General features: G+C 72.8%; 20 protein-coding genes. 9 read left to right on the top strand and 11 right to left on the bottom strand.

Features of this window, described 5'->3' with window-relative positions; all coding sequences use genetic code 11:
• Positions 1 to 11 precede the first annotated feature (11 nt).
• Both FXF68_RS38435 and lexA read left to right on the top strand, forming a co-directional pair.
• The gene (locus FXF68_RS38435; RefSeq protein ID WP_187438326.1) at positions 12 to 2,303 is read left to right on the top strand and encodes a transketolase-like TK C-terminal-containing protein; all 2,292 of its coding nucleotides are present in this window, start codon (positions 12 to 14) and stop codon (positions 2,301 to 2,303) included.
• Between the two features lie 122 nt (positions 2,304 to 2,425).
• Positions 2,426 to 3,088, top strand: a complete 663-nt coding sequence (gene lexA, locus FXF68_RS38440; RefSeq protein ID WP_148767741.1) for a transcriptional repressor LexA — start codon at positions 2,426 to 2,428, stop codon at positions 3,086 to 3,088.
• Positions 3,089 to 3,188: 100 nt separating this feature from the next.
• On the opposite strand, the gene FXF68_RS38445 is transcribed toward lexA, so the two are convergent.
• From FXF68_RS38445 to sfnG, 8 genes are all read right to left on the bottom strand, one after another.
• Entirely contained in the window at positions 3,189 to 4,439 is a 1,251-nt protein-coding gene (locus FXF68_RS38445; RefSeq protein WP_148767742.1) for a cytochrome P450, read from the bottom strand.
• Between the two features lie 294 nt (positions 4,440 to 4,733).
• A complete protein-coding gene (locus tag FXF68_RS38450; protein WP_148767743.1) occupies positions 4,734 to 5,621 on the bottom strand; it encodes an LLM class flavin-dependent oxidoreductase in 888 nt (295 codons plus the stop codon).
• Positions 5,612 to 6,964, bottom strand: a complete 1,353-nt coding sequence (locus tag FXF68_RS38455) for an FAD-binding oxidoreductase (RefSeq protein WP_148767744.1) — start codon at positions 6,962 to 6,964, stop codon at positions 5,612 to 5,614. The genes FXF68_RS38450 and FXF68_RS38455 overlap by 10 nt, the downstream gene beginning before the upstream one ends.
• 95 nt (positions 6,965 to 7,059) lie before the next feature.
• Positions 7,060 to 8,217: an LLM class flavin-dependent oxidoreductase gene (locus FXF68_RS38460; protein WP_148767745.1), complete on the bottom strand. Its 1,158-nt coding sequence runs from the start codon at positions 8,215 to 8,217 to the stop codon at positions 7,060 to 7,062.
• A gap of 23 nt (positions 8,218 to 8,240) precedes the next feature.
• Positions 8,241 to 9,434, bottom strand: a complete 1,194-nt coding sequence (locus FXF68_RS38465; RefSeq protein WP_148767746.1) for an SfnB family sulfur acquisition oxidoreductase — start codon at positions 9,432 to 9,434, stop codon at positions 8,241 to 8,243.
• A gap of 115 nt (positions 9,435 to 9,549) precedes the next feature.
• Positions 9,550 to 10,056 (bottom strand): flavin reductase family protein, encoded by a 507-nt coding sequence (locus FXF68_RS38470; protein WP_148767747.1) that lies wholly within the window; start codon positions 10,054 to 10,056, stop codon positions 9,550 to 9,552.
• Between the two features lie 161 nt (positions 10,057 to 10,217).
• Positions 10,218 to 11,489 carry an acyl-CoA dehydrogenase family protein gene (locus FXF68_RS38475; protein WP_148767748.1) on the bottom strand — a complete coding sequence of 424 codons (1,272 nt, stop codon included), beginning with the start codon at positions 11,487 to 11,489 and terminating at the stop codon, positions 10,218 to 10,220.
• 129 nt (positions 11,490 to 11,618) lie between these two features.
• Positions 11,619 to 12,761 (bottom strand): dimethylsulfone monooxygenase SfnG, encoded by a 1,143-nt coding sequence (gene sfnG / locus FXF68_RS38480; protein WP_148767749.1) that lies wholly within the window; start codon positions 12,759 to 12,761, stop codon positions 11,619 to 11,621.
• A 93-nt stretch (positions 12,762 to 12,854) separates the two neighbouring features.
• Between sfnG and FXF68_RS38485 the strand changes: the two genes are divergently transcribed.
• Positions 12,855 to 13,769, top strand: a complete 915-nt coding sequence (locus tag FXF68_RS38485; protein ID WP_148767750.1) for a LysR family transcriptional regulator — start codon at positions 12,855 to 12,857, stop codon at positions 13,767 to 13,769.
• Positions 13,770 to 13,852: 83 nt separating this feature from the next.
• The gene (locus FXF68_RS38490) at positions 13,853 to 14,356 is read left to right on the top strand and encodes a GNAT family N-acetyltransferase (RefSeq protein ID WP_187438327.1); all 504 of its coding nucleotides are present in this window, start codon (positions 13,853 to 13,855) and stop codon (positions 14,354 to 14,356) included.
• Between the two features lie 82 nt (positions 14,357 to 14,438).
• Here FXF68_RS38490 and FXF68_RS38495 read toward each other — a convergent pair whose 3' ends face one another.
• Positions 14,439 to 15,962, bottom strand: a complete 1,524-nt coding sequence (locus FXF68_RS38495; protein WP_148767752.1) for a beta-N-acetylhexosaminidase — start codon at positions 15,960 to 15,962, stop codon at positions 14,439 to 14,441.
• Between the two features lie 106 nt (positions 15,963 to 16,068).
• Here FXF68_RS38495 and FXF68_RS38500 point away from each other — a divergent pair, with 106 nt between their 5' ends.
• Complete coding sequence (locus tag FXF68_RS38500) at positions 16,069 to 17,229, top strand: MFS transporter (protein ID WP_222870292.1); 1,161 nt, start codon at positions 16,069 to 16,071, stop codon at positions 17,227 to 17,229.
• Here FXF68_RS38500 and FXF68_RS38505 read toward each other — a convergent pair.
• The gene (locus FXF68_RS38505) at positions 17,202 to 19,691 is read right to left on the bottom strand and encodes a tetratricopeptide repeat protein (protein ID WP_222870293.1); all 2,490 of its coding nucleotides are present in this window, start codon (positions 19,689 to 19,691) and stop codon (positions 17,202 to 17,204) included. The genes FXF68_RS38500 and FXF68_RS38505 overlap by 28 nt on opposite strands.
• A gap of 179 nt (positions 19,692 to 19,870) precedes the next feature.
• Between FXF68_RS38505 and FXF68_RS38510 the strand changes: the two genes are divergently transcribed.
• From FXF68_RS38510 to FXF68_RS38525, 4 genes are all read left to right on the top strand, one after another.
• Positions 19,871 to 20,326, top strand: coding sequence for a carboxymuconolactone decarboxylase family protein (locus tag FXF68_RS38510; RefSeq protein ID WP_148767753.1), 456 nt, complete (start codon positions 19,871 to 19,873; stop codon positions 20,324 to 20,326).
• A gap of 8 nt (positions 20,327 to 20,334) precedes the next feature.
• Entirely contained in the window at positions 20,335 to 20,766 is a 432-nt protein-coding gene (locus tag FXF68_RS38515; protein ID WP_148767754.1) for an iron chaperone, read from the top strand.
• A gap of 197 nt (positions 20,767 to 20,963) precedes the next feature.
• On the top strand, positions 20,964 to 21,635 hold the full coding sequence (locus FXF68_RS38520; protein ID WP_148767755.1) for a TetR family transcriptional regulator: 672 nt from the start codon (positions 20,964 to 20,966) through the stop codon (positions 21,633 to 21,635).
• A 37-nt stretch (positions 21,636 to 21,672) separates the two neighbouring features.
• Positions 21,673 to 22,062 (top strand): phosphomannose isomerase type II C-terminal cupin domain, encoded by a 390-nt coding sequence (locus FXF68_RS38525; RefSeq protein ID WP_246179171.1) that lies wholly within the window; start codon positions 21,673 to 21,675, stop codon positions 22,060 to 22,062.
• Positions 22,063 to 22,170: 108 nt separating this feature from the next.
• On the opposite strand, the gene FXF68_RS38530 is transcribed toward FXF68_RS38525, so the two are convergent.
• Positions 22,171 to 24,966, bottom strand: coding sequence for a family 20 glycosylhydrolase (locus FXF68_RS38530; protein WP_148767756.1), 2,796 nt, complete (start codon positions 24,964 to 24,966; stop codon positions 22,171 to 22,173).
• Positions 24,967 to 24,975: the final 9 nt, after the last annotated feature.

A 24,975-nucleotide genomic window follows, 5' to 3' on the forward strand; every position in this document is an offset into this window, starting at 1 on the left:
AGGAGCAGACGATGAGCGAACGGGTGGCGACGGCCGCGGAGTCCGGGGTGATGGAGGAGATCGAGCGGCGGGTGCTGTGGCTGGCGACCGCCGTCGTCCACCACGCGAACCGGGTGCGGCCCAACCCGTCGGGGCTGAAGGTGGGCGGGCACCAGGCGTCGTCGGCGTCGATGGTGTCGATCATGACGGCGCTGTGGTTCCACCACCTCGGCCCGGACGACCGCGTCTCGGTGAAGCCGCACGCGTCCCCGGTCCTGCACGCGATCAACTACCTGCTGGGCGAGCTGGACGAGCGGTACCTGACGACCCTGCGCGAGTTCGGCGGGCTGCAGAGCTACCCGAGCCGCACCAAGGACCCCGACCCGGTCGACTACTCCACCGGCTCCGTCGGCATCGGCGCGACCGCGCCGATCTGGGGCGCCGTCGCCCGCCGCTACACCGAGGGAGCCCCCGCCGGACGCCAGTACTCGCTGGTCGGCGACGCCGAGCTGGACGAGGGCGCGGTCTGGGAGGCCGTCCTCGACCCGGGCGTCGCCGAGCTCGGCGAGATCGTGTGGATCGTCGACCTCAACCGACAGTCGCTCGACCGGGTCGTCCCCTACCTGGCCGCGCACCGGCTGAAGGGCATGTTCGCCGCGGCCGGGTGGCAGGTGCTGACGCTGAAGTACGGCCGCCTGCTGACCGAGCTGTTCGGCCGTCCCGGCGGGGACGAGCTGCGGGCCCGCATCGACGCCATGTCCAACCCGGAGTACCAGCGGCTGCTGCGCTGCGACGCCGCCGAGCTGCGCGACCGGCTGCCCGGCGGCAGCGAGCCCGCCGCCGCGCTCGTCGCGACGCTCGACGACGCCACCCTCCTCGCCGCGCTGCGCAACCTCGGCGGCCACGACCTCGGCAGCCTCGGCGACGCGTTCGAGGAGATCGACGACACCCGGCCGACGGTGATCTTCGCGTACACGGTCAAGGGGCACGGGCTGCCCAGCGAGGGCCACCCGCAGAACCACTCCTCGCTGCTCACCGCCGAGCAGATCGACGCGCTCGCGGCCCGGCTCGGCCTCGACCCCGCCGACCCGTGGGCCCGCTTCGAGGACGGCTCCGAAGCCGCGCGGCTCTGCGCCGAGACCGCCGCCCGGCTGCGCCGCGAACCGGTCGCGCCGCAGGCGCCGCCCGCGCTGCCGGCCGACATCGGCCGCACCCCCAAGGGCACCGCCACCACGCAGGCCGCGCTCGGCCGCCTCCTGCTCGACCTCACCCGCGAGGCGCCCGAGGCCGCCGCCCGCGTCGTCACCGTCAGCCCCGACGTCAGCTCCAGCACCAACCTCGGCGGCTGGGTGAACAAGGTCGGCGTCTGGTCGACCTCCGAGCGCCGCGACTGGTTCGCCGACGACGCCGAGACGATCCTGCACTGGCGGGAGGGCCCGTCCGGCCAGCACATCGAGCTCGGCATCGCCGAGACCAACCTCGTCTCGCTCCTCGGCGAGCTCGGCGCGACCTGGAGCCGCTGGAACAAGCCGCTCCTGCCGATCGGGGTGCTCTACGACCCGTTCGTCGGACGCGCACTGGAACCCTGGTCGTTCGGCATCTACGCGGGCGGGCAGTCGATCCTGATCGGCACGCCGTCCGGCGTGACGCTGGCGCCCGAGGGCGGGGCGCACCAGTCGATCGTCACCCCGTCGATCGGGATCGAGCAGCCGGGCTGCGTCGCCTACGAGCCCGCGTTCGTCCTCGACACCGAGTGGACGCTGCTGGCGAGCATGGCGCGGCTCGGCCGCCCGGACGGCGGCTCGGCGTACCTGCGCCTGTCGACCCGCGCGGTGGACCAGCGGCTCGCCGCCGTCCCGGACGATCCGGCGGCCAGGGAACGCCGCCGCCGCCAGGTCGTCGCGGGCGCCTACCCGCTGCGCCGGGCCGAGCGCCCGGCGGTGACGGTGGCGGCGATGGGCGCCCTCGTCCCGGAGGCGCTCGCCGCCGCCGACCGGCTCGACCAGGTCGGCGTCGGCGCCGACGTGGTCTGCGTGACCAGCCCCGGCCTGCTCTTCGAGGCGCTCCGTTCGCGGCAGGGCCTCGGCGACGGGTCGAGCTGGGTCCTGGACCAGGCGTTCCCGGCGTCCCGGGCGACGCCGCTCGTCACCGTCCTGGACGGCCACCCCCACACGCTGGCCTTCCTCGCCGGGGTCAACAACGTCCCGTGCGTCACGCTGGGCGTCACGAAGTTCGGCCAGTCCGGCTCCATCGAGGACGTCCACCGCCACCACGGCATCGACACCGACTCGATCGTCCGCGCCGCCCTGGACGTCGCACCGTGATCCATCCCCGGAGGGTCGGCGGTGTGGGAACTGGGCGAGGAATCACACGCGAGGTCCGGGAGGGGCGCCGTGCGCCGCCGCTGAGCGACGGTGATGGGCCCGCTGGGCCTAGACTTTCGCAGGTGAACAGCGACGACTCTCTTGACGGGTTCGGGGGGTTGGACACCTCGGTTCTTCCGCCGCGCCAGCAGCGGATCTTGGCCGCCATCGCCGATTGGGTGGCCCGGTACGGATATCCGCCGAGCACGCGGCAGATCGGCGACATCGTCGGCCTGCGGTCCCCATCGTCGGTGTCACGGCATCTGAAGAGCCTGGAGGACAAGGGGTTCCTTCGACGCGGCGCTTCGACGGTCCGGCCGATCGACGTGCGGATGTTCCTCCAACGGAACCCCGGGGCGTCGCCGGCCGATGATTCGGTGACCGTGCCCATCGCCGGCGACATCGCCGCAGGGGTGCCCATCTCGGCCGAAGAACACGTCGAGGACGTGCTGTCGCTGCCCCGCGAGTTGACCGGGCGCGGTGAGGTGTTCGCCCTTCGCGTCCGCGGCGACTCCATGATCGAGGCCGCGATCTGCGACGGCGACCTGGTCGTGGTCCGCCACCAGCCCGAGGCCCATTCAGGCCAGATCGTCGCCGCGATGATCGACGGGGAGGCCACCGTCAAGGTGCTGCGGCGCCGCAACGGCCACGTCCATCTCGAACCCCGCAACCCCGCCTACGACGTCATCGACGGCGACCGCGCCGTCATCCTCGGCATCGTCGTCGCCGTGCTCCGCAGCGTCTGAACTGGCGATGTGATCCGACCTCGCTGTCGAGAGCCCGGCTTGGCAGGTGGAGCGACCGCTCTCGCCGGTCCCAGGGGTAAGCGGATTCGGCTGGCCTGGGTTAGGCGGCGACTCGGAGGAATTTGGGGGCTCTGAACTGGTTGAAGGGCTTGTAGGCGGGGGAGCGGGCGACATCTGCCAGGCGTAGGGCGGGATAGCGGGCGGCCAGGAGTTCGAGGGCGATTTCGAGTTCGAGCCTCGCTAGTGGAGCGCCGATGCAGTTGTGGATTCCGTGGCCGAAAGCCAGGTGCTTTTTCGCGTTCGTCCGGGCGAGCTGGAATTCGTCCGGCGCCGGGAAGTGATCGGCATCGTGGTTGGCGGAGGCGTAGAACAAGAAGAGCCGGTCTCCCGCGGCGAAAGTCATCCCGCCCACGGCCGCCTCTCGCGTGGCCGTACGAAAGAGGCCGAACACGGAGGTGTCGAATCGCAGGCCCTCGGCGACGACCTGGTCGACCGCGACCTCTCCGCGCACAAGGGCGGCCCATCGTGAAGGCTCTTCGAGAAGCGCCCCGACGATGTTGGTGATGGCGTTTCCGGTGGTCTCCCATCCCGCCGAGATGAGGCCCAGGGCCTGTATGACGACCTCGTCCGCGTTGAGGACGTGGCCGTCCGGGTCTCCGGTGACCATCAGCGAGATGAGGTCGTTCCGCGGACGCGCCCGCCGCGCCTCGACCAGCTCGCGCAGGTAGGCGACCCCTTCGGCGAAGCCCCTGCCGTGGGCGATCAGCTCCTTGTCGGTCAGCGCCGCCGTTCCGGAGAACAGGACCGTCTCATCCTCTATCCACCGCAGGAGGTCCCCGTTCTCGTCGAGGGGGAAGCCGGTCACCTGCGTGACGACCTCCAGCGGGACGACCGAGGAGAACTCGGTGACGAGGTCGAAGACGCCGGATTCGGGGAGCCGGTCTACGTGCTTCGCGATGATCCGCCTGATCGACGGCTCGAACCGGGCGATGGCGCCGGGCTTGAACCCGTCGTGCACGAGGCGGCGCACGGCCGTGTGCCGAGGCGGATCACCGATCGTGATGACCGTATGGTCGAACAGGAAGTCCGCCGCCCACTGTGCTTCCTCCGGTAACCCGACAGGCTTGGGGAACGCATCACTGGAGGAGAACGTCTTCCAATCGGATGCGATCCGCTTGATGTCGTCGTATCGAGTGACGCACCACGCCTGCAGCGGCTCGGAAAAGAAGATCGGCTCCCGCTCCCGGGCCTGCTCGAAGTACTCGTAGGCAGACCCGACATGTGGCCCGAACGGATTAAAGGAGTTCAGGTCGAGCATGTCGTCGATGTTCTCCTTTGCCGGAGTTGCCACCGGAACGCACGCTATCACCCGATTTTGCGATCTTCACGTGCCGTCAGGCGACACTGGCCATTGAGCAAGGACCATCCTTTCCGGTCTGTCGAAGGTCAGATAAAACGACTGTTCCGCTCGCCGTCGGCGGGTGGACGACGATCGTCGTGGCACCGTATGCCCGTCGCCGGAATATGTCGCCTTGAAATCCTCGGATCGGCAGTGCACGGAAAGGGCGTCCCGACGCGCGCGAAGGAGCCGGGGCCACCGCCCGGCCGGCGTTGGCCCCGCCGGGTCAACGCCGGCCGGGGGAGGTCACGGCGTCGCCTCCATGGCCGGTGTCCGGCGCGTCTGGTCGAGGGCGTCGGCGAGCAGGCCGATCTGCCGGGGATCGCCCGAGCAGGGCAGCAGTACCAGGTCGTCGGCGCCCGCCGCGGCCAGGCGCTCGATCTCCAGGTGTAGCCGGTCGGGATCGGTCAGCAGGTCGGGCAGGATGTGGGGAAGGTAGTCGGGGCCGTAGTAGTGCGCCACGTAGGCTTCGGCGGTCTGGGCCGCGCCGGGTCCCAGGCAGAAGTAGCGCTCGACGATGATGCGCGGTCTCCCGGGTCGTGCGGCCAGGGCCCATTCCCGGTGGACGGCCTCGACGCCCTGTTCGAGGGTTCGCAGGCCGAAAGAGGGTGCCACCCAGCCGTCGGAAAGGCGGGCGGCTCGGGCGAACCCGGCGGGTACCAGACCGGCCAGCAGCAGTCCGGGACGGCCCTCGGGGAGGGCGGGGACCGGGCCGGAGGCTCCGCTCGTCTCGCCGCGCCACACGGCGCGCATCGCCGCGAGGCCGGCCTCGAACGCGGCGCCGCGCCCGGTCGTCGGCGCGCCGCTGGCGGCGTAGTCCTCGGGCCAGCCGCCCATGCCCAGGCCCACGGTCAGCCGTCCGGCGCACAGCCGCTCCAGCGAGCCGATCTGCTTGGCCAGCAGTACCGGGTTGCCGCGGTAGCCGGCGTTGAGGACGGTGGTCAACAACTCGACGCGCTCGGTGCGGGCCGCCGCGGCGGCCAGCGCGACCAGCGGGTCCAGGTTGTCGTACACCAGCCGGTCGATCACCCCCAGCGAGGCGAAGCCGCGCTCCTCGCTCTCCGCGGCCCAGCGCCCGATGACCGTGGCGTCCGTGTCCGGCACGGCGGCGGGAAGCCCTATTCCTACTCGCACGACTTCCTCCCGTCCTTCGGGGGGATGTTGAAGTTGATGCGGAAGACGTTGCCGGGGTCGTAGGCGGCTTTGAGTTCGGTCAGGCGGGTGTAGTCGTCGGGACGATAGGCGGTGCGGACGATGGCCGGGTCGGTGTCCTCCACGCCGGCGAAGTTGATGTTGGTGCCCCCGGTGCTCCAGGGGCGCATGTCCGCCAGGAACCGGTCGCGCGACTCCCGGCTCCCGGGGTCGGGCGTCGCGCCGGTGAACAGGGAGTACGTCGCGTCCCTGCCTCCGACGCAGTTGGGGATCTCGGGCGGACGGGCGTAGGCGCCGCCGAAGTGCCGCAGTTCGGCGATGAACGGCGGCTGCGCGTCCGGTCCGGCGTGGTCGAGGAGGGTGTCGACCGCGTCCTTGCCCAGGTCGTGCAGGAGCACGTTGCGGTCATAGGCCACGTAGGGGGCATCGGTGGGGTCGTGGTGGATGGTGCCGACCTCGGCGTAGGGCATGTCCCGCAGCGTGTCCATCAGGGTCGGGCCGATCTCCCGCAGCGGCCGCACCAGGTCCTCACCGCCTTCGGCGCCGCTGAAGGCGATCCGCACGTGGGCGACGAACCTGCCGCGCAGCGGCTCCGGCACCGCGGGCAGGTCCGGGTTCTGGGCCAGCAGCACCGAGGAGGCCATGGACTCCGGCAGCGAACGGGTCCATTCGGTGTAGGCGTGCAGGACGTCGCCGGTGGCGTCCGCGGGGAAGTAGAGGCCGCCGCCGTACAGCCGCGGCACCGGGAACAGTTCGATCTCCATGCCGACGACGACGCCGAAGTTGTCCTTGCCGCCGCGCACCGCCCAGAACAGGTCGGGGTCGCTCTCAGGGCCGACCTCGCGCAGACGGCCGTCCGCGGTGACCACGCGCAGCCGCCGCACGTGGTCGGCGGCGAAGCCGAAGCGGCGGCCGAGCAGGCCCGCGCCGCCGCCGGTGGTGTACCCGACCGCGCCCACGTTCGGGCTGGACCCGTTGAGCGGGGCCAGGCCGTGCGGGGCGGCGCGCTCCACGACCTGCCGCCACCGCGTCCCCGCCTCAACCCAGGCGGACCTGGTCAGCGGGTCCACCTCGACACCGTTCATCCGCCCGGTGCTGATCAGCACGGCGCCGTCCGCCGCGACCGTGGGGCTGTGGCCGGTGGCCATCACGCCGACGGCCCGGCCCTGTGCGACCGCCGTCCGCACGGCGGCGACCACGTCCTCCTCACTGGCCGCGGGGATCACGCACGCCGGACGCGACTCCACGGCCCGGTTGAGCCCCAGCCGTTCCTCGTCATATTCGCGCTCACCAGGTCGAAAGACCCGGATCGGGGATACGTTCATGCAGGTCAACGTATCCACGCGTTGGATGGCGGTCTTGTAGAAAACGGACGCCGCGCGCCCGGCGAACCGGAGACGGGAACGGAGCGACGGCTACGTCAGGAAGCGGCGAAGGGAACGGCCGCCGGGGCCGCGGCGGACGGGTCCCCGGCGGGATGCGTCCAGAGTCCCCGGTCGCGCAGGATCGGCAGGACGCCCTCCCCGAACCAGTACGCCTCCTCCAGGTGCGGGTAGCCGGAGAGGACGAACTCGTCCAGCCCGAGCGCGGCGTATTCGGCGATGCGGTCCGCGACCTCCTCGTGGCTGCCGACCAGGGCCGTCCCCGCGCCGCCGCGGACCAGGCCCACGCCCGCCCACAGGTTCGGCGCGACCTCCAGTTCGCGCAGGCCCTTCGCGGACCCGCCGTGCAGTTCGAGCATCCGGCGCTGGCCCTCTGACTCGCTGCGGCGCAGGCCCGCCTGGACCTGCTCGATCGCCTCGTCCGATATCCCGGACAGCAGCCGCCCGGCCTGCGCCCACGCCTCCCCGGCGGTGTCGCGGGTGATGACGTGCAGGCGGATGCCGTACCCGATCCGGCGTCCCCGCTCGGCGGCGAGTCCCCGGATCCAGGCGATCTTGTCGGCGACGGCGGCGGGCGGCTCGCCCCAGGTGAGGTAGACGTCGGCGTGCCGGGCCGCGACCCGCCCGGCGGCCGGGGAGGAGCCGCCGAAGTAGACCGGCGGGACGGGGTCGGGGACGCGGCCGAGCCGGGCGTCCTCGACCTGGACGTGCGTCCCGTGGAAGTCGACCTTCTCGCCTCGCCACAGCGAGCGGACGACGTGCAGGAACTCGTCCGTCCGCGTGTACCGGGCGGCCTTGTCGAGGAAGTCGCCGTAGGCGCGCTGCTCGTGCGACTCGCCGCCGGTGACCACGTTCAGGAGCAGCCGTCCGCCCGAATGCCACTGGTAGGTGGCGGCCATCTGCGCGGCCAGCGTGGGGCTGAGCAGCCCGGGACGGAACGCCACCAGGAACTTCAGCCGCTCCGACATCTCCACCAGCGGCGCGGTGGTCAGCCACGCGTCCTCGCACCACGCCCCGGTCGGGGTCAGCGCGCCCACGAAGCCGATCTCCTCGGCCGCCCGCGCCACCTGCCCGAGGTAGCCGAGAGTCGCCGGGCGGTTCCCCGTCGCGACTCCGGCCTGCGGGCCGTGCGCGCCGCCGGCGATGTAGCGGCTGTCGCCATAGGTGGGCAGGAACCAGTGGAAGGTCAGGGTCACGGGGATCTCCCTCGTCGTGATTCTCAGATGACGCCGTGGCGCGGCGGGGGCGTGCCGTTGAGGACGTGCCGGCCGATGTGCTGGACCTTCCAGCGGACGGGGTCGTGCAGGGTGTGCGTGCGGGCGTTGCGCCAGTGCCGGTGGAGGTTGAGCTCGTCCAGGGCGGAGCGGGTCCCGGACACCTCGAACAGCGCGTTGGTGACCTCGACCGCGGCGCGGTCCGCGTACGTCTTGGCGGCGGCGACCGCGATGGAGGCCCGCGCCGCGTTCGCGTCGGTGAGGTCGTGCCTGGCGTGCTCGACCGCGCGTCCGGCCTCGGCGAGCAGGGCGCGCGCGGCGCGTTCGGTGATGGCCAGTTCCCCGAACCGCTGGACGAGCAGCGGGTCGCCGCCGGGCGTGTCCGCGCCGCTCTCGAACCAGGGACGGCTCGTCGTGTTGACGAAGTCCACGGCCTCGCGCAGCGCGCCCGAGGCGATGCCCACGTCGATCGCCGCGTGCAGCAGCTGCGCCGTGGACCCGTGCACCTGCGGGCCGGTGAAGGTCAGGTGGTGCGGCACCACATGGTCGGCCGGGACGCGCACATCCCGGAGGTGGACGGTGCCGCTGGCGGTGGTGCGCTGCCCCATGCCGTTCCAGTCGTCCACCACCTCCAGGCCGTCGGCGGTGCGGTGGACGTAGGCCACGTGCAGGCGGTCCTCACCGTCCACCTCAAGCTGTGCCAGGACGGGAACCCAGTGCGCGAACAACGCCCCGGTGCTGTAGTACTTGGTGCCGGTCAGCACGAACCCGCCCGACTCCTCCGGGACGAGCCGGGTCGTGTACTCCTGGACGTGCTTGGTGCCCCGCTCGGACTGCGCGTTGCCGAACCGCTTTCCCGCCAGCGCCTCGCCGAAGAAGAACTTCTGCTGTTCGGGCGTCCCCTGCTGGGCCAGGACGCGCAGGTACACGACATGGCTCTGGGGGATCTGCGCGATGTTGGGATCGCCCGCGGCCAGTGTCCGGAACACCTCGGCCAGCGTGTCGGCCCGCACGTCCGCCCCGCCGTACTGGGCCGGGACGGTGATCGCCAGGAGCCCGCTCGCCGACAGCCGCTCCAACTCGGCCTCCGGGAGGATGCGGTGCGCGTCGCGCTCGGCCGCGCGCTCGGCGAACTCCGCTCCCAGCTCGGCGGCCGTCTCCAGCGCCTCCTCGTCACTGCGGATCACTGTGGCGTCCATGGTCGCCCCCTCCGGTCGGGCCGCGAGCGGCGCGTACGCCTCCGCATAACCCTAGTTAATAGGTCGATTATAGGGAGATTGGGCCTGTGTTGGACGCCCCGCGTCGAGCCTCCCGTCACGGGGCGGAGGCACGTTCGCCGATCGGGCCGCCCGCCAGGTCGCGGAACGTTCCACCGTGGTAGATCAGCGGCGGCACGCCGGCTTGGGCGTCGAGGGCGTGGACGCGGAAGACGACGATGTCGTGGTCGCCGGAGCGGAACTGCCGCTCGATGGAGCAGTCGTACCAGGCCGCGGCGTCCTCGATGTGCACGCATCCGTCCGGGGTGGAGCGCCAGTCGACGCCGGCGAACCGGTCCGCCTCGCGGGAGCCGAGCCGCCGTCCGACGTGTCCCTGGTGGGCGGCCAGCACACTGATCCCGATCCGGGGCAGCGCGCGCAGCAGCGGCCAGGTCGTCGAGGTGTGCGCGACGCACACCGACACCAGCGGGGGATCCAGGGAGACCGGGACGAACGAGCTCGCGGCGAGGCCTGCGGGGTTTCCGCCGACCAGACCCGCGACCACCGTCACCCCGGTGGGATACGCGCCGTAGACACGGCGCAGGTCGACACCGACCGCCGTCATATCGATCACTCCTTCGACCGGAAAGGACAGGCAGGGAAGGGCGGACAGGGGAGGGAAGGCAGGGAAGTGAAGGCAGGGAAGGGAAGGCAGGGAAGGGAAAGCAAGGCAGAGGGGAGGCCCGGCCGCCTGCCGGACGGCGGCCGGACCAGCAGGTGGGGAGGTCAGCGGTAGAGCGAGAACTCGGGCGCGCGCCGGTTCAGGGTCCAGTCGCCGACCTCGCGCGCCTTGTAGGCGACGGGGTCGTGGACGGTGTGGGTGCGGAGGTTGCGCCAGTGCCGGTCGAAGCCGTAGGCGGCGGTGGTGGCGCGGGCGCCCTGGATCTCGAACAGCCGGGACGCCGCCGACAACGCGACCTTGGTGGACAGGTACTTGGCCTCGTAGACGGCGACGGCCGCCTCGGCGCGCTGCTCCTCGGTGAGCGCGGGGCCGGTGTCCAGGCCCTTCTGCAGGGCGTCGCCCGCGCGGTCGGCGAGCAGCGCGGCGGCGCGGAGCTCGCTGCGGATCTCTCCGACGGTCTGCAGGATGTAGGGGTCGTCGGTGGCGCTGTCCACGCCCGAGGTCTCCCACGGGGCGGCGTGCAGGCGGGTCCAGTCGAGCGCTTCGTCGAGTGCGCCCTCGGCCGTCCCGACGTAGAAGTTGACGAACGCGAGCTGCCAGTGCGGCGTGACGAGCGTCTGGTAGGGGGTGATGGCCCGTCCGGTGAGCGGGTCGGGTCCGAGGATCTCCGAGCGCTCGACGCGCGCGTTCTCGAACGCGACGCCGCCGGAGTCGGTGAGGCGCTGGCCGATGTTGTCCCAGTCGCCGAGGGCCCGGAAGCCCTCCCGCCCGGCGGGCAGGGAGAGGAAGACCAGCTCTCCCCGGTAGGCGGCGGTGACCGAGAGGTAGTCGCCGAGGCTCGCGCCGGAGGCGAACGACCGGCGCCCGTTCAGCCGGAACCCGTCGCCGTCATCGGTCAGGACGAGGTCGGAGCCGCCGCGCGGGTTCTGCACACCGCCCCAGAACAGCTTCTGCTCGGCGTTGCGGCGGGACAGCTCCGCCGCCTGCTCGGGAGTGCCGAACAGGGTCGCGACCCGGGTCTGCGCGAAGTGGTAGCCGATGAGGTGGGCGATGGAGGTGTCGCCGCGCGCGATCCGGCGGGTGATCTGGACGGTCTGCGCGTAGTTCAGGCCGTCGCCGCCGTACTCGACGGGTTCCTGCACCTGGAGGAGGTCGTGGCCGCGCAGCAGTTCGACCTCCGCGCGCGGGGTCCGGTTGGCGCGGTCCCGCTCGGCGGCGGTGGCGCGTAGTTCGGCAGCCGCGGTGTCGGCGCGCCGCAGCGCGGCGGCGAACCGCCCGTCGTCGGCGGCCCCGGGCCGGTGGACATCAGTCTGCTGGGTCTCGGTGTGCTGGGTCTCGGTGTGCTGGGTCTCGCTCTGCTGGGTCTCGACGGACATGCCGATGGTCTCCTTCGGGATGGACGTGTGCCGGTGGTGGACGGGCGGGGCGACGACGCGCCCGGCTACACAGCGCGCTGGACGACCTGAGCAGGTCGATGTAGCGGCGGCGGACGAGGATCATGCGGCTCAGGAACCCGCCCGCGCCGCCGAAACGCCGGCCTTGCCGGCCTCGGCGGCCTCCAGTTCCCGGACGAGGGGCAGCACCCGCTTGCCGAAGTACTCGACATCCTCCAGGTAGTGGAGGAAGCCGAGCAGGAACAGGTCCACGCCGAGCCGCTTGTAGGCGACGATCCGTTCGGCGATCTGCTCGGGCGTCCCGATCAGCCCGGTGCGGAAGCCGTCGTTGTACTGGACGAGGTCGGTGAACTCCGAGTCCTGCCACATGCCCCTGCCGTCTGCGGTGGACCGCCCGGCCTGCTTGACCGCGGCCCCGAACCCCTCGACGGCCTCCCGGTCGGCCTTGGCGACGATCTCGCGCAGCACCTCGCGGGCCTCGGCCTCGGAGTCGCGGGCGATCAGGAACGCGTTGAGGCCGAACCGGACGCTGCGGCCGTGCCGGGCGGCCTCGCCGCGGACGTCGCCGATCTGCTCGGTGACGCCGTCGAAGTCGTTGCCGTTGCTGAAGTACCAGTCGGACACGCGACCGGCCATCCGGCGGGCGGCGGTGGAGTTGCCGCCCTGGAAGATCTCCGGGTGCGGGCGGCCGGGCGCGGCGAGCGGCTTCGGCCGCAGGTCGAAGTCGTGCAGCCGGTAGAAGTCGCCGTTGAACTCCGCGTGCTCGGAGGTCCAGATCTCGCGCAGCACCCGGATGAACTCCTCGCTGCGCCGGTACCGCTCGTCGTGCTCCAGCCACGGCTCGCCGAGTTTGGTGAACTCGTCCTTGAACCAGCCGCTGACGACGTTGACGGCGGCGCGTCCGCCCGACAGCTGGTCCGCGGTGGCGACGAACTTGGCCAGCACGCCGGGATGCCACAGCCCGGGGTGGATCGCGGCGATCACCTTCAGCCGCCGCGTGGCGAGCAGCAGGGCCAGGCTGAACCCGGTGGACTCGTGCTGGTAGGCGGCGCCGTAGGAGGCGATGTAGCGGACCTGGCTGAGCGCGTAGTCGAATCCGTTGTCCTCGGCGAGGACCGCCAGTTCGCGGTTGTAGTCGTAACCCCAGTCGGTGCGCTGTTCGATCTTGCTCACCACCAGGCCGCCGCTGACGTTGGGCACCCAGTAGGCGAACCTCACCGCCTCCGGATCATTCTCGATATTTCCTACAGGCATGGTTAAGATTGTGAGCGTCGGTCCGCCCCAGGTCAATGTGGTGTTCCTGACGGGGTGATAGGCCGAACCTTGCAGGCGCGCCGAGGGGGAGCCATGCGGATCGAGCAGCTGGAGTGCGTCGCGGCCGTGACCCGCCTGGGTTCGATGCGCCGCGCCAGCGAGGCGCTGCACATGTCGCAGCCGGCGCTCAGCCAGACCATCGGCAACCTGGAGCGCGAGCTCGGCGTCACGCTGCTCGAACGGCACCGCTCGGGCGCCCGGCTCAGCTCCGGCGGGCGCGAGCTGCTGCCCGGCATCATCGAGGTCCTGGACGCGGTGCACCGGTTGCGCGCGGCGGCCGACGACAGGCACCGGGTCCGGCGGAGCATCCGCATCGGCACCGTGCACGCCGCCACCGTCCCGCTCGTGCTGCCCGTGATCAGCGGCTTCCGCGCGGCGCGGCCCGAGACGCAGGTCGAGCTGATCACCGCCCGGCAGGCCGACATCCAGGAGGCGCTGCGCGGCGGCGGGCTCGACCTCGGCCTGATCAACGTCATCGACGGCGACGACCCGCCTCCGGACCTGGCCACGGTCGAACTGCTGCGCGGCCGCGCCGCGGTCTGCTGCCGCACCGACAGCCCGCTCGCCCGGCTGCGCGAGGTGCCGCTGGCCCGGATCCTCGCCGAGCCGTTCGTCGCGATGCGCGCGGGCTACCTCATGCACCGCTATGTGCACCGCCTCCTGGACGGCCGCGAACCCGCCATCGCCTACTCCGTGGACGGCGCCGAAATGGGCAAGGTCATGGTGGCCCAGGGGCTGGGCGTCACACTGCTACCCGAATACAGCATTTCCGGAGACCCCCTCGAACGGAGCGGCGTCATCACCCACCGCCCGCTGGCCACCGAGGGCCCGGACGTCCTCCTCGTCGCCCAGCACTCCCGCACCCGCCAGCCGCCCGCCCAGGTCGGCCGCCTGCTCCGCCTGCTCAAGGCCCAGGCCGCACGCCTCCCGCACGACACGGAGAACTGATGTGCGTCACGGGTCGTCCGCAAGGACTGGGAAAAGCGCCCCTCGTTGATCATCAATTGGGAGAGATGGCCGACAATGAGCTGGTGAGTGGATATGTGATTCGGCCCGCGCGGCCGGGGGACGGCCGCGGAGTGGCCCAGGCGTGGCTGGACTTCGCCGAGTACTACCGGGAGATCGCGCCGGAGGCGTTTCAGGCGCCGCGTGCCGACGGGCTCGCGGAATGGCTGGAGGACAGGCTGCTGAGCGAGCAGGCGGACGTGTTCGGCCGCGTGTGCGACGACGGGGGAGAGGCGGTCGGGTTCGTCCGGGCCTCGTTCCTGCCGCCGCACGAGGACGCCGAACGGCAGGTGACGCGGGAGGTCGCGCTGCCCCGGATCTACGTCAACGCCATCGCCGTCCGGCGCGACCACTGGCGCGGCGGTGCGGGAACGGCGCTGATGAGGTCGGCGGAGGCGTGGGGCCGCGAACGTGGAGCACGGCTGATCAGCCTCGACACCTTCGCGGCGAGTCCCGTGTCCGTCCCGTTCTATGAGAAGCGGATGGGCTACGAAAGGCACGCGATCATTTTCAGCGGGTCGCTCGACTGAGCCTTTCTCAGAGTGACCTTTCTCAGACCGGCCCTTCTCAGACCGGCCCTTCTCAGACCGGCCCTTCTCAGACCGGCCCTTCTCAGGCGGTGTGCCAGGGGCGGCGGGGCTTGCCGTGCATCCGGCCGGGGACGCCGGGCCGCCGCTGCCACGGACGCGGCCCGGACGGCGGACGGTAGCCGACCCCGAGCGCGTCCAGGCGGGCGTAGTGCGCGCAGTCCATGCGGCGCTCGAAGCCCGCGACGTCGCGTTCGCCGGGGGCGGGCAGCGCCGACCAGGCGACCTCCGCGAACGCGGCCAGGCGGGGGAACACCTGGTAGTCGACGCGGGCTCGGTTCTCGGTCACCTCCGACCACAGGTTCGCCTGCGCGCCGATGACACTCGCCGCGTGCGGCGTCCCGGCGAGGCTCGGCGGGACGGGCTCGAACCGGTAGACGTCCTGGAGCGTGTGCACCCAGCCGAACGGGACGGGCTCGTCTGGCCCCGGGTCCTGGACGTGGTCGAGGTAGACCTCCTGCTGCGGGCACATCACCACGTCGTGCCCGGCCTTCGCCGCGGCGACGCCGCCCCGATACCAGCGCCAGCACATGACGGCCGCGCCGTCCGCGAGGCCGCCCTCCAGGATCTCGTCCCAGCCGATGAGGCGGCGGCCCCGGTCGGCGAGCCACCGGTCGAAATGGCGGATCATCCAGGACTGCATGCCGTCCTCGCCCGCGACCCCCAGTTCGCGGATGCGGGCCTGCGCGGTCGGCGAGCGCCGCCACTGGTCCTTGACGCACTCGTCGCCGCCGATGTGGACGAACCGGCTCGGAAAAACGTCCAGGACTTCTTCTAGGACGTCCTCGAAGAACGACACCACGGCCGCCGTCGGGGCGAGGACGTGGGGGTTGATGCCCCAGTCCGTCTTCACCTCCAGCGCGCCGGTGTCGACCACGTCGGCGTTCCCCAGCCACGGGTAGGCCGCGATGGCCGCCTGCGTGTGGCCGGGCAGGTCGATCTCGGGGACGACGGTGACGTGCCGCTCCGCCGCGTACGCGACGATCTCGCGCAGGTCGTCGCGCGTGTAGAAGCCGCCGTGCGGGCGCTCGTCCCACATCGGCGGGTCGCCCCAGCCCATCCGGGTGCGGCGCCGCCACGCGCCCACCTCCGCCAGCCGCGGATACCGCTCGATCTCGACCCGCCACCCCTGGTCGTCGGTGAGATGCAGATGCAGGACGTTGAGCTTGTGGACGGCCAGCAGATCGATGTACCGGAGGACGTCGTCCTTGGGCAGGAAGTGCCGGGCGACGTCGAGCATGAGGCCGCGCCAGGCGAAGCGCGGAGCGTCCTCGACCGTCAGGTACGGGACGGTGACCGGCTCCTGTTCGATGGGGGCGCGGCGGAACGCGTCCAGGCCGCGAAGCTGCCGGATGGTCTGGCTGCCCCAGAACACGCCCGCGTCGTCCCCGCCGGTGATCTCGGCGCCCTCGGGCGACACGGTCAGCCGGTACGCCTCGGCGGCCAGGGACGGATCGAGCGACGTCCGCACGCGCCCGGTGAACGGCCCGGACGTCCCGTCCCATTCGACCTTCGCCGGAAGCGGAATGAGGTCCACCGTGGTCGCCATTCGCCCGCCTCCGGACTCGGCCGTTCAGGTAAGGGACCCGACGACGATACCTTGGCCCCGTCGCGACACCCGCGGAGGTGCAGATCGTGATCCCGGAGCCGGGCTTATGACGCGCGAGGCCCTGCCCGCCGGGCGGATGTGGCCGCTGTACGCGGCGGGGTTCACCACCGCCTTCGGCGCGCACGGCATCGCCGCCAACCTCGGCGGCTTCTCCGGCGACGCCGTCACCTCGCTGCTGGTGCTCGGCGGGCTGCTCGCCCTGTACGACGGCGCCGAGGTGCTGCTCAAGCCCGTGTTCGGGACGCTCGCCGACCGGATCGGGGCCCGTCCCGTCCTGGTCGGCGGGCTGGTCGCGTTCGCCGCCGCGTCCGCCGTCTACGTCGTCGCCGACAGGCCCGGCTGGCTGTGGGCGGCGCGGCTCGGCCAGGGCGCGGCGGCGTCGGCGTTCTCCCCGTCCGCGTCCGCGCTGGTCGCCCGGCTCAACCCGGCCGCGGAGCACGGCCGCGCCTTCGGCGGCTACGGCTTCTACAAGTCGATCGGCTACACGCTCGGCCCGCTCCTCGGCGGCGTCCTCGTCTGGGCCGGGGGACTGCGGCTGCTGTTCGCCGTGCTGGCGGCGCTCGGCTCGGCGGTCGCCGGGTGGGCCGCGCTGGCGGTGCCCGCCGTCCCGCCGCTGCCGAAGGCCCGGCAGACCGTCGTCGACCTCGCCCGCCGCCTGGCCGATCCCGCGTTCCTCGCGCCGACCGCCGCGCTCGCCGCCGCGACCGCCGCGCTGTCGGCGGGCGTCGGCTTCCTGCCCGTGTCCGGACGCGCCGCCGGGCTCGGCACGGTCGTCACGGGCGCCGCCGTGTCCGTGCTCGCCCTCTGCGCCGCTATCGTCCAGCCGCGCGCCGGACGCGCCCTCGACGACGGGCGCCTCACCGCCCGCTCCGGCGTCACCGCCGGGCTGCTGGTCACCATCGCCGGGCTGGGCTGCGCGGCGCTGCCCGGCCTCGCGGGCGTGCTCGCCGCCGCCGCGCTGATCGGCGCCGGGACCGGGCTGATCACCCCGCTCGGCTTCGCCGCGCTCGCCGCCGCCACGCCGCGCGAGCGGCTCGGCCAGACGATGGGCGCCGCCGAGCTCGGACGCGAGCTGGGCGACGCGGGCGGGCCGCTGCTGGTCGCCGCCGTCGCCGCGTCCGCCGGGCTCCCGTGGGGGTTCGCGGCGCTCGCCGTCGCCCTCGCGGCGGTCGTCCTCGCCTATCGCCGCGCCGCCGCCTCGCCGTAGGCGTCCAGCAGGGCGCGCGCCGCCGCGCGGTGCTCGGCCGCGGCGGACGGGTCGGCCTCGTCGAGGACGGCGGCGATCCCCTCGTGCGCCAGCGCCTCGGCGTGCCGGTTCCCGAGCCGCGGGGCCAGCTCCAGCGCCTCCCGGTGCAGCCGCAGCGCCTCGTCGGGCAGGCCCGCGAGGCGGCAGGTCTCCGCGTAGCCGTCCAGGAAGCGGATCTTCCAGTGCTCCTCGAACAGCTCGTCCAGCAGGGCGAACGCCTCGCGGTGCGCGGCGAGCGCGGCGTCGAACCGGCCCATCCGGCGCAGCGCGACGCCCAGGCAGTTGAGGCACCACGCCTCGTTGTGCCGGTGGCCGTCCTCGCGGGCCAGCTCCAAAGCCTCCCGCAGGTGCGCGACGGCCCGGTCGGGCTCCCGGTCGGCGACGGCCATGCCGAGCGTGATGCGGGCGGTCAGTGTGGGCGGCCACGCGGGGTCGGCGTGCGGGACGTCCAGCACCGCGCGGGCCAGCCGCGCCGCCTCCTCCCAGCGGCCGAGCTGGAGCATCGCCCAGCCCTCGTCCGCGGTCGCGTGCGCCGCGCCCGCCGGGCAGCCCGCCTCCGCGTACAGCTCGCCCGCCCGCCGGAACAGGCCGAGCGGCTCCTCGACGCGGCCCTCGTCCCACCGCAGGTGGCCGCGCCGCAGGGTCAGGTCGGCCGCCGTCCGCGCGTCCCCGGACGCGGCGACGAGCGGCGCCGCCGCATCGTACGCGGCGTCCGCCTCCGCCATCCGCCCGGCGTTGTACCGGGCGAAGCCGAGGTCGCTGTGCGCCTCGGCCAGCCGCAGCGGGTCGCCGAGCCGCCGCGCGGCGTCCAGCGACCGCTCGAACAGGACGTTCAGGTGCGTCGTCCCGCACCGCCGCGCGAAGAACGCCCGCATGAAGCGCGGCAGCTCGGACACGTGGTCGTCGGCCCCGGCTGCGGCCGCCGCCTCGAAGACGGCCATCAGGTTGGTGTACTCGGTGCCGAACCAGAGGAGCGCCGCGTGCTTGCCCGCGAACTCCGGCACCTCGGCGGAAGGCCCGCCCGCGGACACGTCCCGGTTCGGCGGCTGGTACGACATCGCCGCGTCGGCGGCGGCCGCCGCGCGCAGGTAGTAGCCGAGGACGCGGCCGAGCGCCGCGTCCCGCTCCGCCTCCGGGTCCTCCTCGGCGGCGGCCTGGCGGGCGTGCCGCCGCACCAGGTCGTGCAGGCGGTAGCGGCCCGCCGCGGGCTGCTGGACGAGGTGCGCGTCGAGCAGGTCCTCCAGCGTTGTGCGGGCGGTGCGCGGCGGGACGTCGGCCAGCGCCGCCGCCACGTACTCGTCGAACGTCGAACCGGGCAGCAGGCCCAGCAGCCGGAAGAACCGGCGGCCCGCCCGGTCGAGCTGCCGGACCGACATCGCGAACGCCGTGTCGAACTCGTCCGCGCCCTCCGCCATCCGCTCGACGAGGATGCCGACCGTCCAGCCGGGGCGGTGCCGCAGCCGGGCGGCGGCCAGCCGCAGCGCGAGTGGCAGGTGCCCGCACAGCCGCAGCACCTCGGCGGCGGACTCCGGCTCGCGGGCCAGCCGCCCCGCCCCGCCGGGGTCGCCGCTGGCGCGGGCGAGCAGCTCGGCGCTCTCCGCCGGGGACAGGACGTCCAGCGAGACCGGGGGCGCCTCGTCCAGGTCGAGCAGCCGGTTGCGGCTGGTGATCAGGGCGACGGACGGCCCCGCGCCGGGCAGCAGCGGGCGGACCTGGTCGGCGTCGGCGGCGTTGTCGAGGACGACGACGGCCCGCCGGTGCGCGAGCTCCGACCGCCAGCACGCGGCCAGCGGCTCGACGCCGCCCTCCTGCGGGATCCGCTCGGACGGGACGTCCAGCGCCGCGAGCAGCGTCCGCAGCACCGGGTCGGCGCCGAGCGGCTCCCGGCCGTCGGTGAACCCGTGCAGGTCGACGTAGAGCTGCGCGTCGGGGTAGGCGGCGGTGAGCCGGTGCGCGGCGTGCACCGCGAGGCACGTCTTGCCGACGCCCGCCATGCCGTCGACGGCGACGACCCCGCCCGCGTCCACCGCCGCGAGCACGGCGGCGAGCTCGGCCCCGCGCCCGGTGAAGTCGGGCACGTCGCGCGGCAGGTCGTTGCGGGGCGGGCGCGGCGCCCCGGCGGGCGGCGCCGGCGGCTGGACGTGGCGGCTGCTCTTCGGCGGCGCGGGCAGCGTGCTCGACGCCCGCTCCCACAGCGGGCGCAGCGGCCGGGGGTCGCGCTTGACCAGGCGGCAGAGCGCGAGCACCGCCGACCACGGCGGCACCGTCCGCCCGCTCAGGTAGCGGGACAGCGACGACGAGCTGAGCTCCGTGTCGCGGGCGAGCGCCCGCACCCCGCGTCCGGACAGCTCCTGGAGCAGGCGCAGCCGTTCGGCCAGCTCGTCGCCGGGGTCCGCCCGCTTCGTCCCGTGCTGTTCCACCACCGTGTCCCCGCCCCCTTCTGTCCCACCGCGAACGAAACTTAGTGGGACGAATCCGCGCAGGTCAAAGCCGTGCCGGGTGTCCCACGGTGTCCCGCCGCCCTCGCCGCGCCGGGCCCGGTCGGCTGTTCTTGAGTCACGCCCCGCAGGGAAGGGGCGGTGACCGGGAAGAGGAGAAGGACATGCAGGCTCGGATGCAGAACCCCGCGATGGTCCTGTCGGACGCGATGCAGCCCATCCAGCAGGTGTTCAAGGCCGCGCACGGCGGCGGCGTGGACGCGCAGACCCTGGAGCTGGTGCACCTGCGGGTCAGCCAGATCAACGGGTGCAGCGCGTGCGTCGACGCGGGCGCGAAGACGTCCCGGAAGGCGGGCGTGAGCGACGACCGGCTCGCCGCCGTCGCCGCGTGGCGCGAGGCCCCCTACTTCACCGACGAGGAGCGGGCGGCGCTCGCGCTGGCCGAGGCCGCGACGCGGCTGGCCGACCGTCCGGACGCGGTGAGCGACGAGGTCTGGGACGCCGCCGCGACCTACTACGACGAGAAGCAGCTCGCCGCGATCGTCCTGATGATCGGAGTGACGAACATGTTCAACAGGCTCAACGCGACCACCCGGCAGATCGCCGGGGCGTGGGGGTGACCGGCGCCATGACCTACGACGGATTCACGGCCGACGAGCGCGCCGCGATGAAGGAGCACGCCGGCGAGCTGAAGAAGGCCGCGCGGCGCGCCCCGGGAAAGGCCAAGGCGGACGGTGAGCAGGACGTCCGCGCGAAGATCGCCGAAATGGAGGAGGCGGACCGCGTCCTCGCCGAGCGGGTGCACGAGATCGTCCGGGAGGCCGCGCCGCACTTGATCCCGAAGCTCTGGTACGGGATGCCCGCCTACGCCAAGGACGGCAAGGTGCTCTGCTTCTTCCAGACCGCGCAGAAGTTCAAGGCGCGGTACGCGACCCTCGGCTTCAACGACGCGGCGAGCCTGGACGACGGCGCCATGTGGCCGACCGCCTTCGCCCTGACGAAGCTGACGGCCGAGACGGAGGCGAGGATCACCGCCCTGGTGAAGCAGGCGGCGAGCTGACCGTCCTGCCGCGAGGAGTGGCCCGGGGAACAGTCCCCGGGCCACTCGCTGTCCCCGCCCGGCCCCGTCGCGTCCTGCGACGTCACGCCCGGCACCTTCTCTTCCCGCGCCACCACCCGGGCCCCGCGCCGGGGCCTGACCGGCGGCGCGGCGCGGGAGTGTTGTCACCGGGTAACACCGCCGATACCTTGCTGTCCATGACGAGCGCGGCGCGGGGCCGGACGCGACCGGGGGCGAGACGCGACCCCGGTCGCCGGCGCGCCCTGCTGGAGGCCGCCGACCGGGTCATCCAGCGGGAGGGCCCGGAGGCTTCCATGGCCGCGATCGCCGCCGAGGCGGGGATCAGCAAGCCGATCCTCTACCGCCACTTCGGCGACAAGAGCGGCCTGTACCAGGCGCTGGCCGAGCGGCACACGCGCAAGCTGGTCGAGGGGATCCGGGAGGAGTTCTCGCGGGGCGACCCGGTCCGGGAGCGCACCCGCTCCACCATCGACACCTACCTGGCGACGATCTCCAGGAACCACAACCTCTACCGTTTCCTGATGCACCGGGCGAGCGCCGAGGACACGGCCACGCACAGCGCGATGAGCACGATGATCCGCGACGTCGGCCGGGAGCTGGCCGAGGTGATGATCGCCGAGGGCGAGCCGGCGGACCGGACCCGCGCCTACGTGTGGGGCCACGCGATCATCGGCATGGTGCAGACCGCGGGCGACTGGTGGCTCGACCACGCGGAGGTCCCCCGGGACGCCGTCGTGGACGGGCTCGTCGACCTCGTCCTCGGCGGGCTCCCGGCCGCCGCGTCCGCTTCCGCCGCGCCCGGGGCCGCCCGGCCGCACTCCGCTCCGCGGTCTCCCGACGAGCCGTGATCGCGCATAATTCGCAGGACGACCCGACCAACCCGAGGTGACCGTGCAGACCGACGAGCGCGTGCAGACCGATGTGCGTCCCGAGCCCGCCGTGGAGACCGAGCGGCGGCCCTGGGGGAGCTTCGAGCGCTTCACGCTGAACGAGGCGTCCACCGTGAAGATCATCCACATGGCGCCGGGGCAGCGGCTCAGCCTGCAGCGGCACCGCGACCGCGACGAGCTCTGGGTGGCGCTCGACCCCGGCGCGGTGTTCGAGGTGGCCGGGCGGCGCATCCTGCCGGAGGTGGGGGAGCGGGTCCTGATCCGGGCGGGCGACACGCACCGGCTCGGCTCGACCGGCCCGGCGGTCCGCGTCATGGAGATCGCGTTCGGCCGCTTCGACGAGGACGACATCGAGCGCCTGGAGGACGAGTACGGCCGCGCCTGACCACGTGCCCCGACCCCGCGCCGGAAACAGGGGCCTGACCCGCGCCCGGACACACGGGCCGGGGAGGGCCCGGCCGCCCGGAAGGGACGGGCGGCCGGGCCGCGGCGGCTACTGGAGGAGAGTCCAGTAGCCGGCGTCCTGGCCGGGCACCTTGCCGGTGCCGGCCCGGGCCGCCCGGAACAGCTCGCCCTGGTAGCGGACGAGCGCGCCGGGCTGGTAGGACGTCCCGCTCTCCCAGGCGGGCAGGCCGACCTGGGAGATGCGGCTGGTGCGCCCGTCGGCGGCGCGGGTGCGGGTCAGCGCGTACGCGCCGACCTTGACCGGGCCGGTGTAGGGCAGCCACTTCGCGCCGTCCGTCGAGTACTCGAGGGCGAGGCCGGGGTCACGGACGTTCGCCGACAGCGTCCCGCCGTCGATCTTCGCCCCGGGCGGCGGGACGCGGTAGTTCACGCCGGTGCCCGACAGGCCGACCGGCCGGTAGAAGGACAGCAGCGGGAACGTCTTCTGGCCGAGCGTGTTGGTGAAGACCTTCCACGCGGCGTCCATCTTGTCCGGCGCGGGCGTCTCGCGGTTCCAGGCGCGCTCGGCGGCGCCGAGGAGCTTCGGGAACGCCTGGTACTCGCGGATCCCTGGGGCCTTGCCGTTCTCCGCCCAGAGCTGCGCCTCCAGGCCGAGGATGTTCTTCCTGCCCTCGGGGGTGAGCTTCGTCCAGGACGGGTTCGGCGTGATCGGGTTGCCCCAGCGGTCCTCGGTCGCGTTCGCGTAGACGTCGTACGGCTGGTAGGTGAACGTGCTCTTCTCGTCGACGTAGGCGGCCCAGTAGTAGCCGGGCTCGTCCGGGTCCTTGTTGTAGGCGAGGTCCATGTAGAGGTTCGTCGCGTGGGCGAGGATCACCGGGGTGCCCTCGTTGGCGAACCGGTACGCCCAGTCCTCGCGTCCCCAGCCCCAGACGTTCTGCCAGGGCAGCGGAGCGAAGCCCTTGAGCCGGAACTTCGTGGTCGGGTTGGTGATGTCCTCCCACCCGGCCGTGCTGGCGGCGACGCCGTGCGCGATCTCGTTGTACCGCGAGAAGAAGAGCTCCTTGAGCTCCTCACCTGACTTGCCCGCCGTCTCGGGGTTGGCCTTGCACGCGGGCGACCCGGACCACCAGTTCTCCTGCGGGCCCGGCGGCTCGTCGCCGCCGAGGTTCAGCCGGTTCAGCGGGACGCCCGCCCGCTGGTACATCTTGCCCACCTCGGAGACGACCAGGGACAGGAACTTGTACGTGCTGTCCAGGCAGGGGTTCGCGAGGTTGTCGTTGTAGTACTGGACGCTGACGTGCTTGCTCGTGTCCGCCGGGTCGAGCAGCCGGTAGGTCGAGTCCTGCGTCCGCTGGTACCGGCGCTCCATCGACTGGACGGCCGCCCGCGCGTGCGCGGGGAAGTTCAGCTCGGGGACGACGTCGATGTGCCGCTCGGCGGCGTACCGCAGGATCTCCTCGAAGTCCTTGACGGTGTAGTAGCCGCTGCCCTTGCCGACGAAGTTGAGCGTGTTCTGCTCGAAGCCCTGGTAGGCGGGGGCGCGTCCGAGGTTGGCCTCGGTCTCGTTCTTCGCCTTGCCGGAGACGCCGTCGCCGCCGCCGAGGTCGTTGACCGACCCCATGCCCTGGTGCAGCGCGCCGGTCTCCTTGAGGTCGAACGCGCGTTGCGACCCGAAGTCGGTCAGCTCCGGCAGGCCGGGGATCTGCAGCCGCCAGCCCTCGTCGTTGGTCAGCCCGAGGTGCAGCCTGTTGAGCTTGGTGAAGCTCATCAGGTCGAGGAACTTGAGGATGGTCTGCTTGGTCTCGAAGTGCCGTCCGGTGTCGATCTGCAGGCCGCGGTAGCCGAACAGCGGGGCGTCGGCGATCTCGGCCAGCGGCACGTCGACGGTGGCCTTGCGGTGCCTGCCCGCGGCCGCCTTGTAGCTCGCGGCGGGGATGAGCTGCCGCAGCGTCTGGACGCCGTACAGCACGCCCGCCTTGTCGGTCCCGACGATCTTGACGCCGTCCTTCGTGGTGGAGAGCGTGTAGCCCTCGGCGTCGGGCTTGCCGTCGCGGTCGACGTCCAGCTTCGGGTCGACGGCGAGGGTGATCGGGGCGCCCTTGTCGCTCGCGACGTCGGTGAGCGCGGAGCGCAGGTAGCCCGCCTCGCCGTCCAGCGAGTCGGGGGCGGAGACGGGGGAGCGCCCGCCGATCGCGACGCTGCCGCCGGACGCGCGGGCCGACAGCGGCTGCGGGACGATGCTCTGCCGCAGCGTGAGGTCGAGCTTGGGGGAGGTGTTCGCCGCGTACCGGGTGCCCGCAGTCTCGACGGGGCGCTTGTCGCCGGACCACGCGGTCGTCTGCTTGGGGTCGGCGGGGTCGAGCAGCGTCTTGGCGGGGACCCAGGACGGCTTCCCGTCGCCGTAGGCGATCGTCCATCCGGCGGGGGCGTCGGACTTGTGGATCGCCCACACCTCGAACGTGATGGCGATGTCGCGGTGCTGGCCGGGCCCGATCGGCTTGAACCCGGCGGCCGGTTTGAGGGTGTAGAAGTCGCCGCTCTGCGCGGCGTCCGCCCGGGCCACGGACAGGCCCTGGTCGGCGAGCTGCTTGCGGGCCGTGTCGCCCGCCGTGCCCCCGAGCACCGCGCCCGGCTGCCGGACGGCGTTGAAGTACAGCGCCCATCCGGCCGCGTCGAGGGCGCAGCGCTTGTCGTTGTTGTCGATGGTCAGCCGCGCGAGGTGGTACTGCGCGTCGGCGACGGTGTGGTCGACCGGTTGGTAGGTGATCCTGAGATCGCGAGCGTCGGGGTTGCAGGCCGCCGACGCCGGACCGGGCTGGACGGCCACCGCGAGGGCGGCCGTGAGCGCGGCGGCCGTGAGCGCGGCCGTGTGTCTTCTCGGCATAAATAGGAA

Origin of the sequence: Actinomadura decatromicini (assembly GCF_008121305.1) — a bacterium.
In the GTDB taxonomy this organism is placed as follows: Bacteria; Actinomycetota; Actinomycetes; order Streptosporangiales; family Streptosporangiaceae; genus Spirillospora; species Spirillospora syzygii.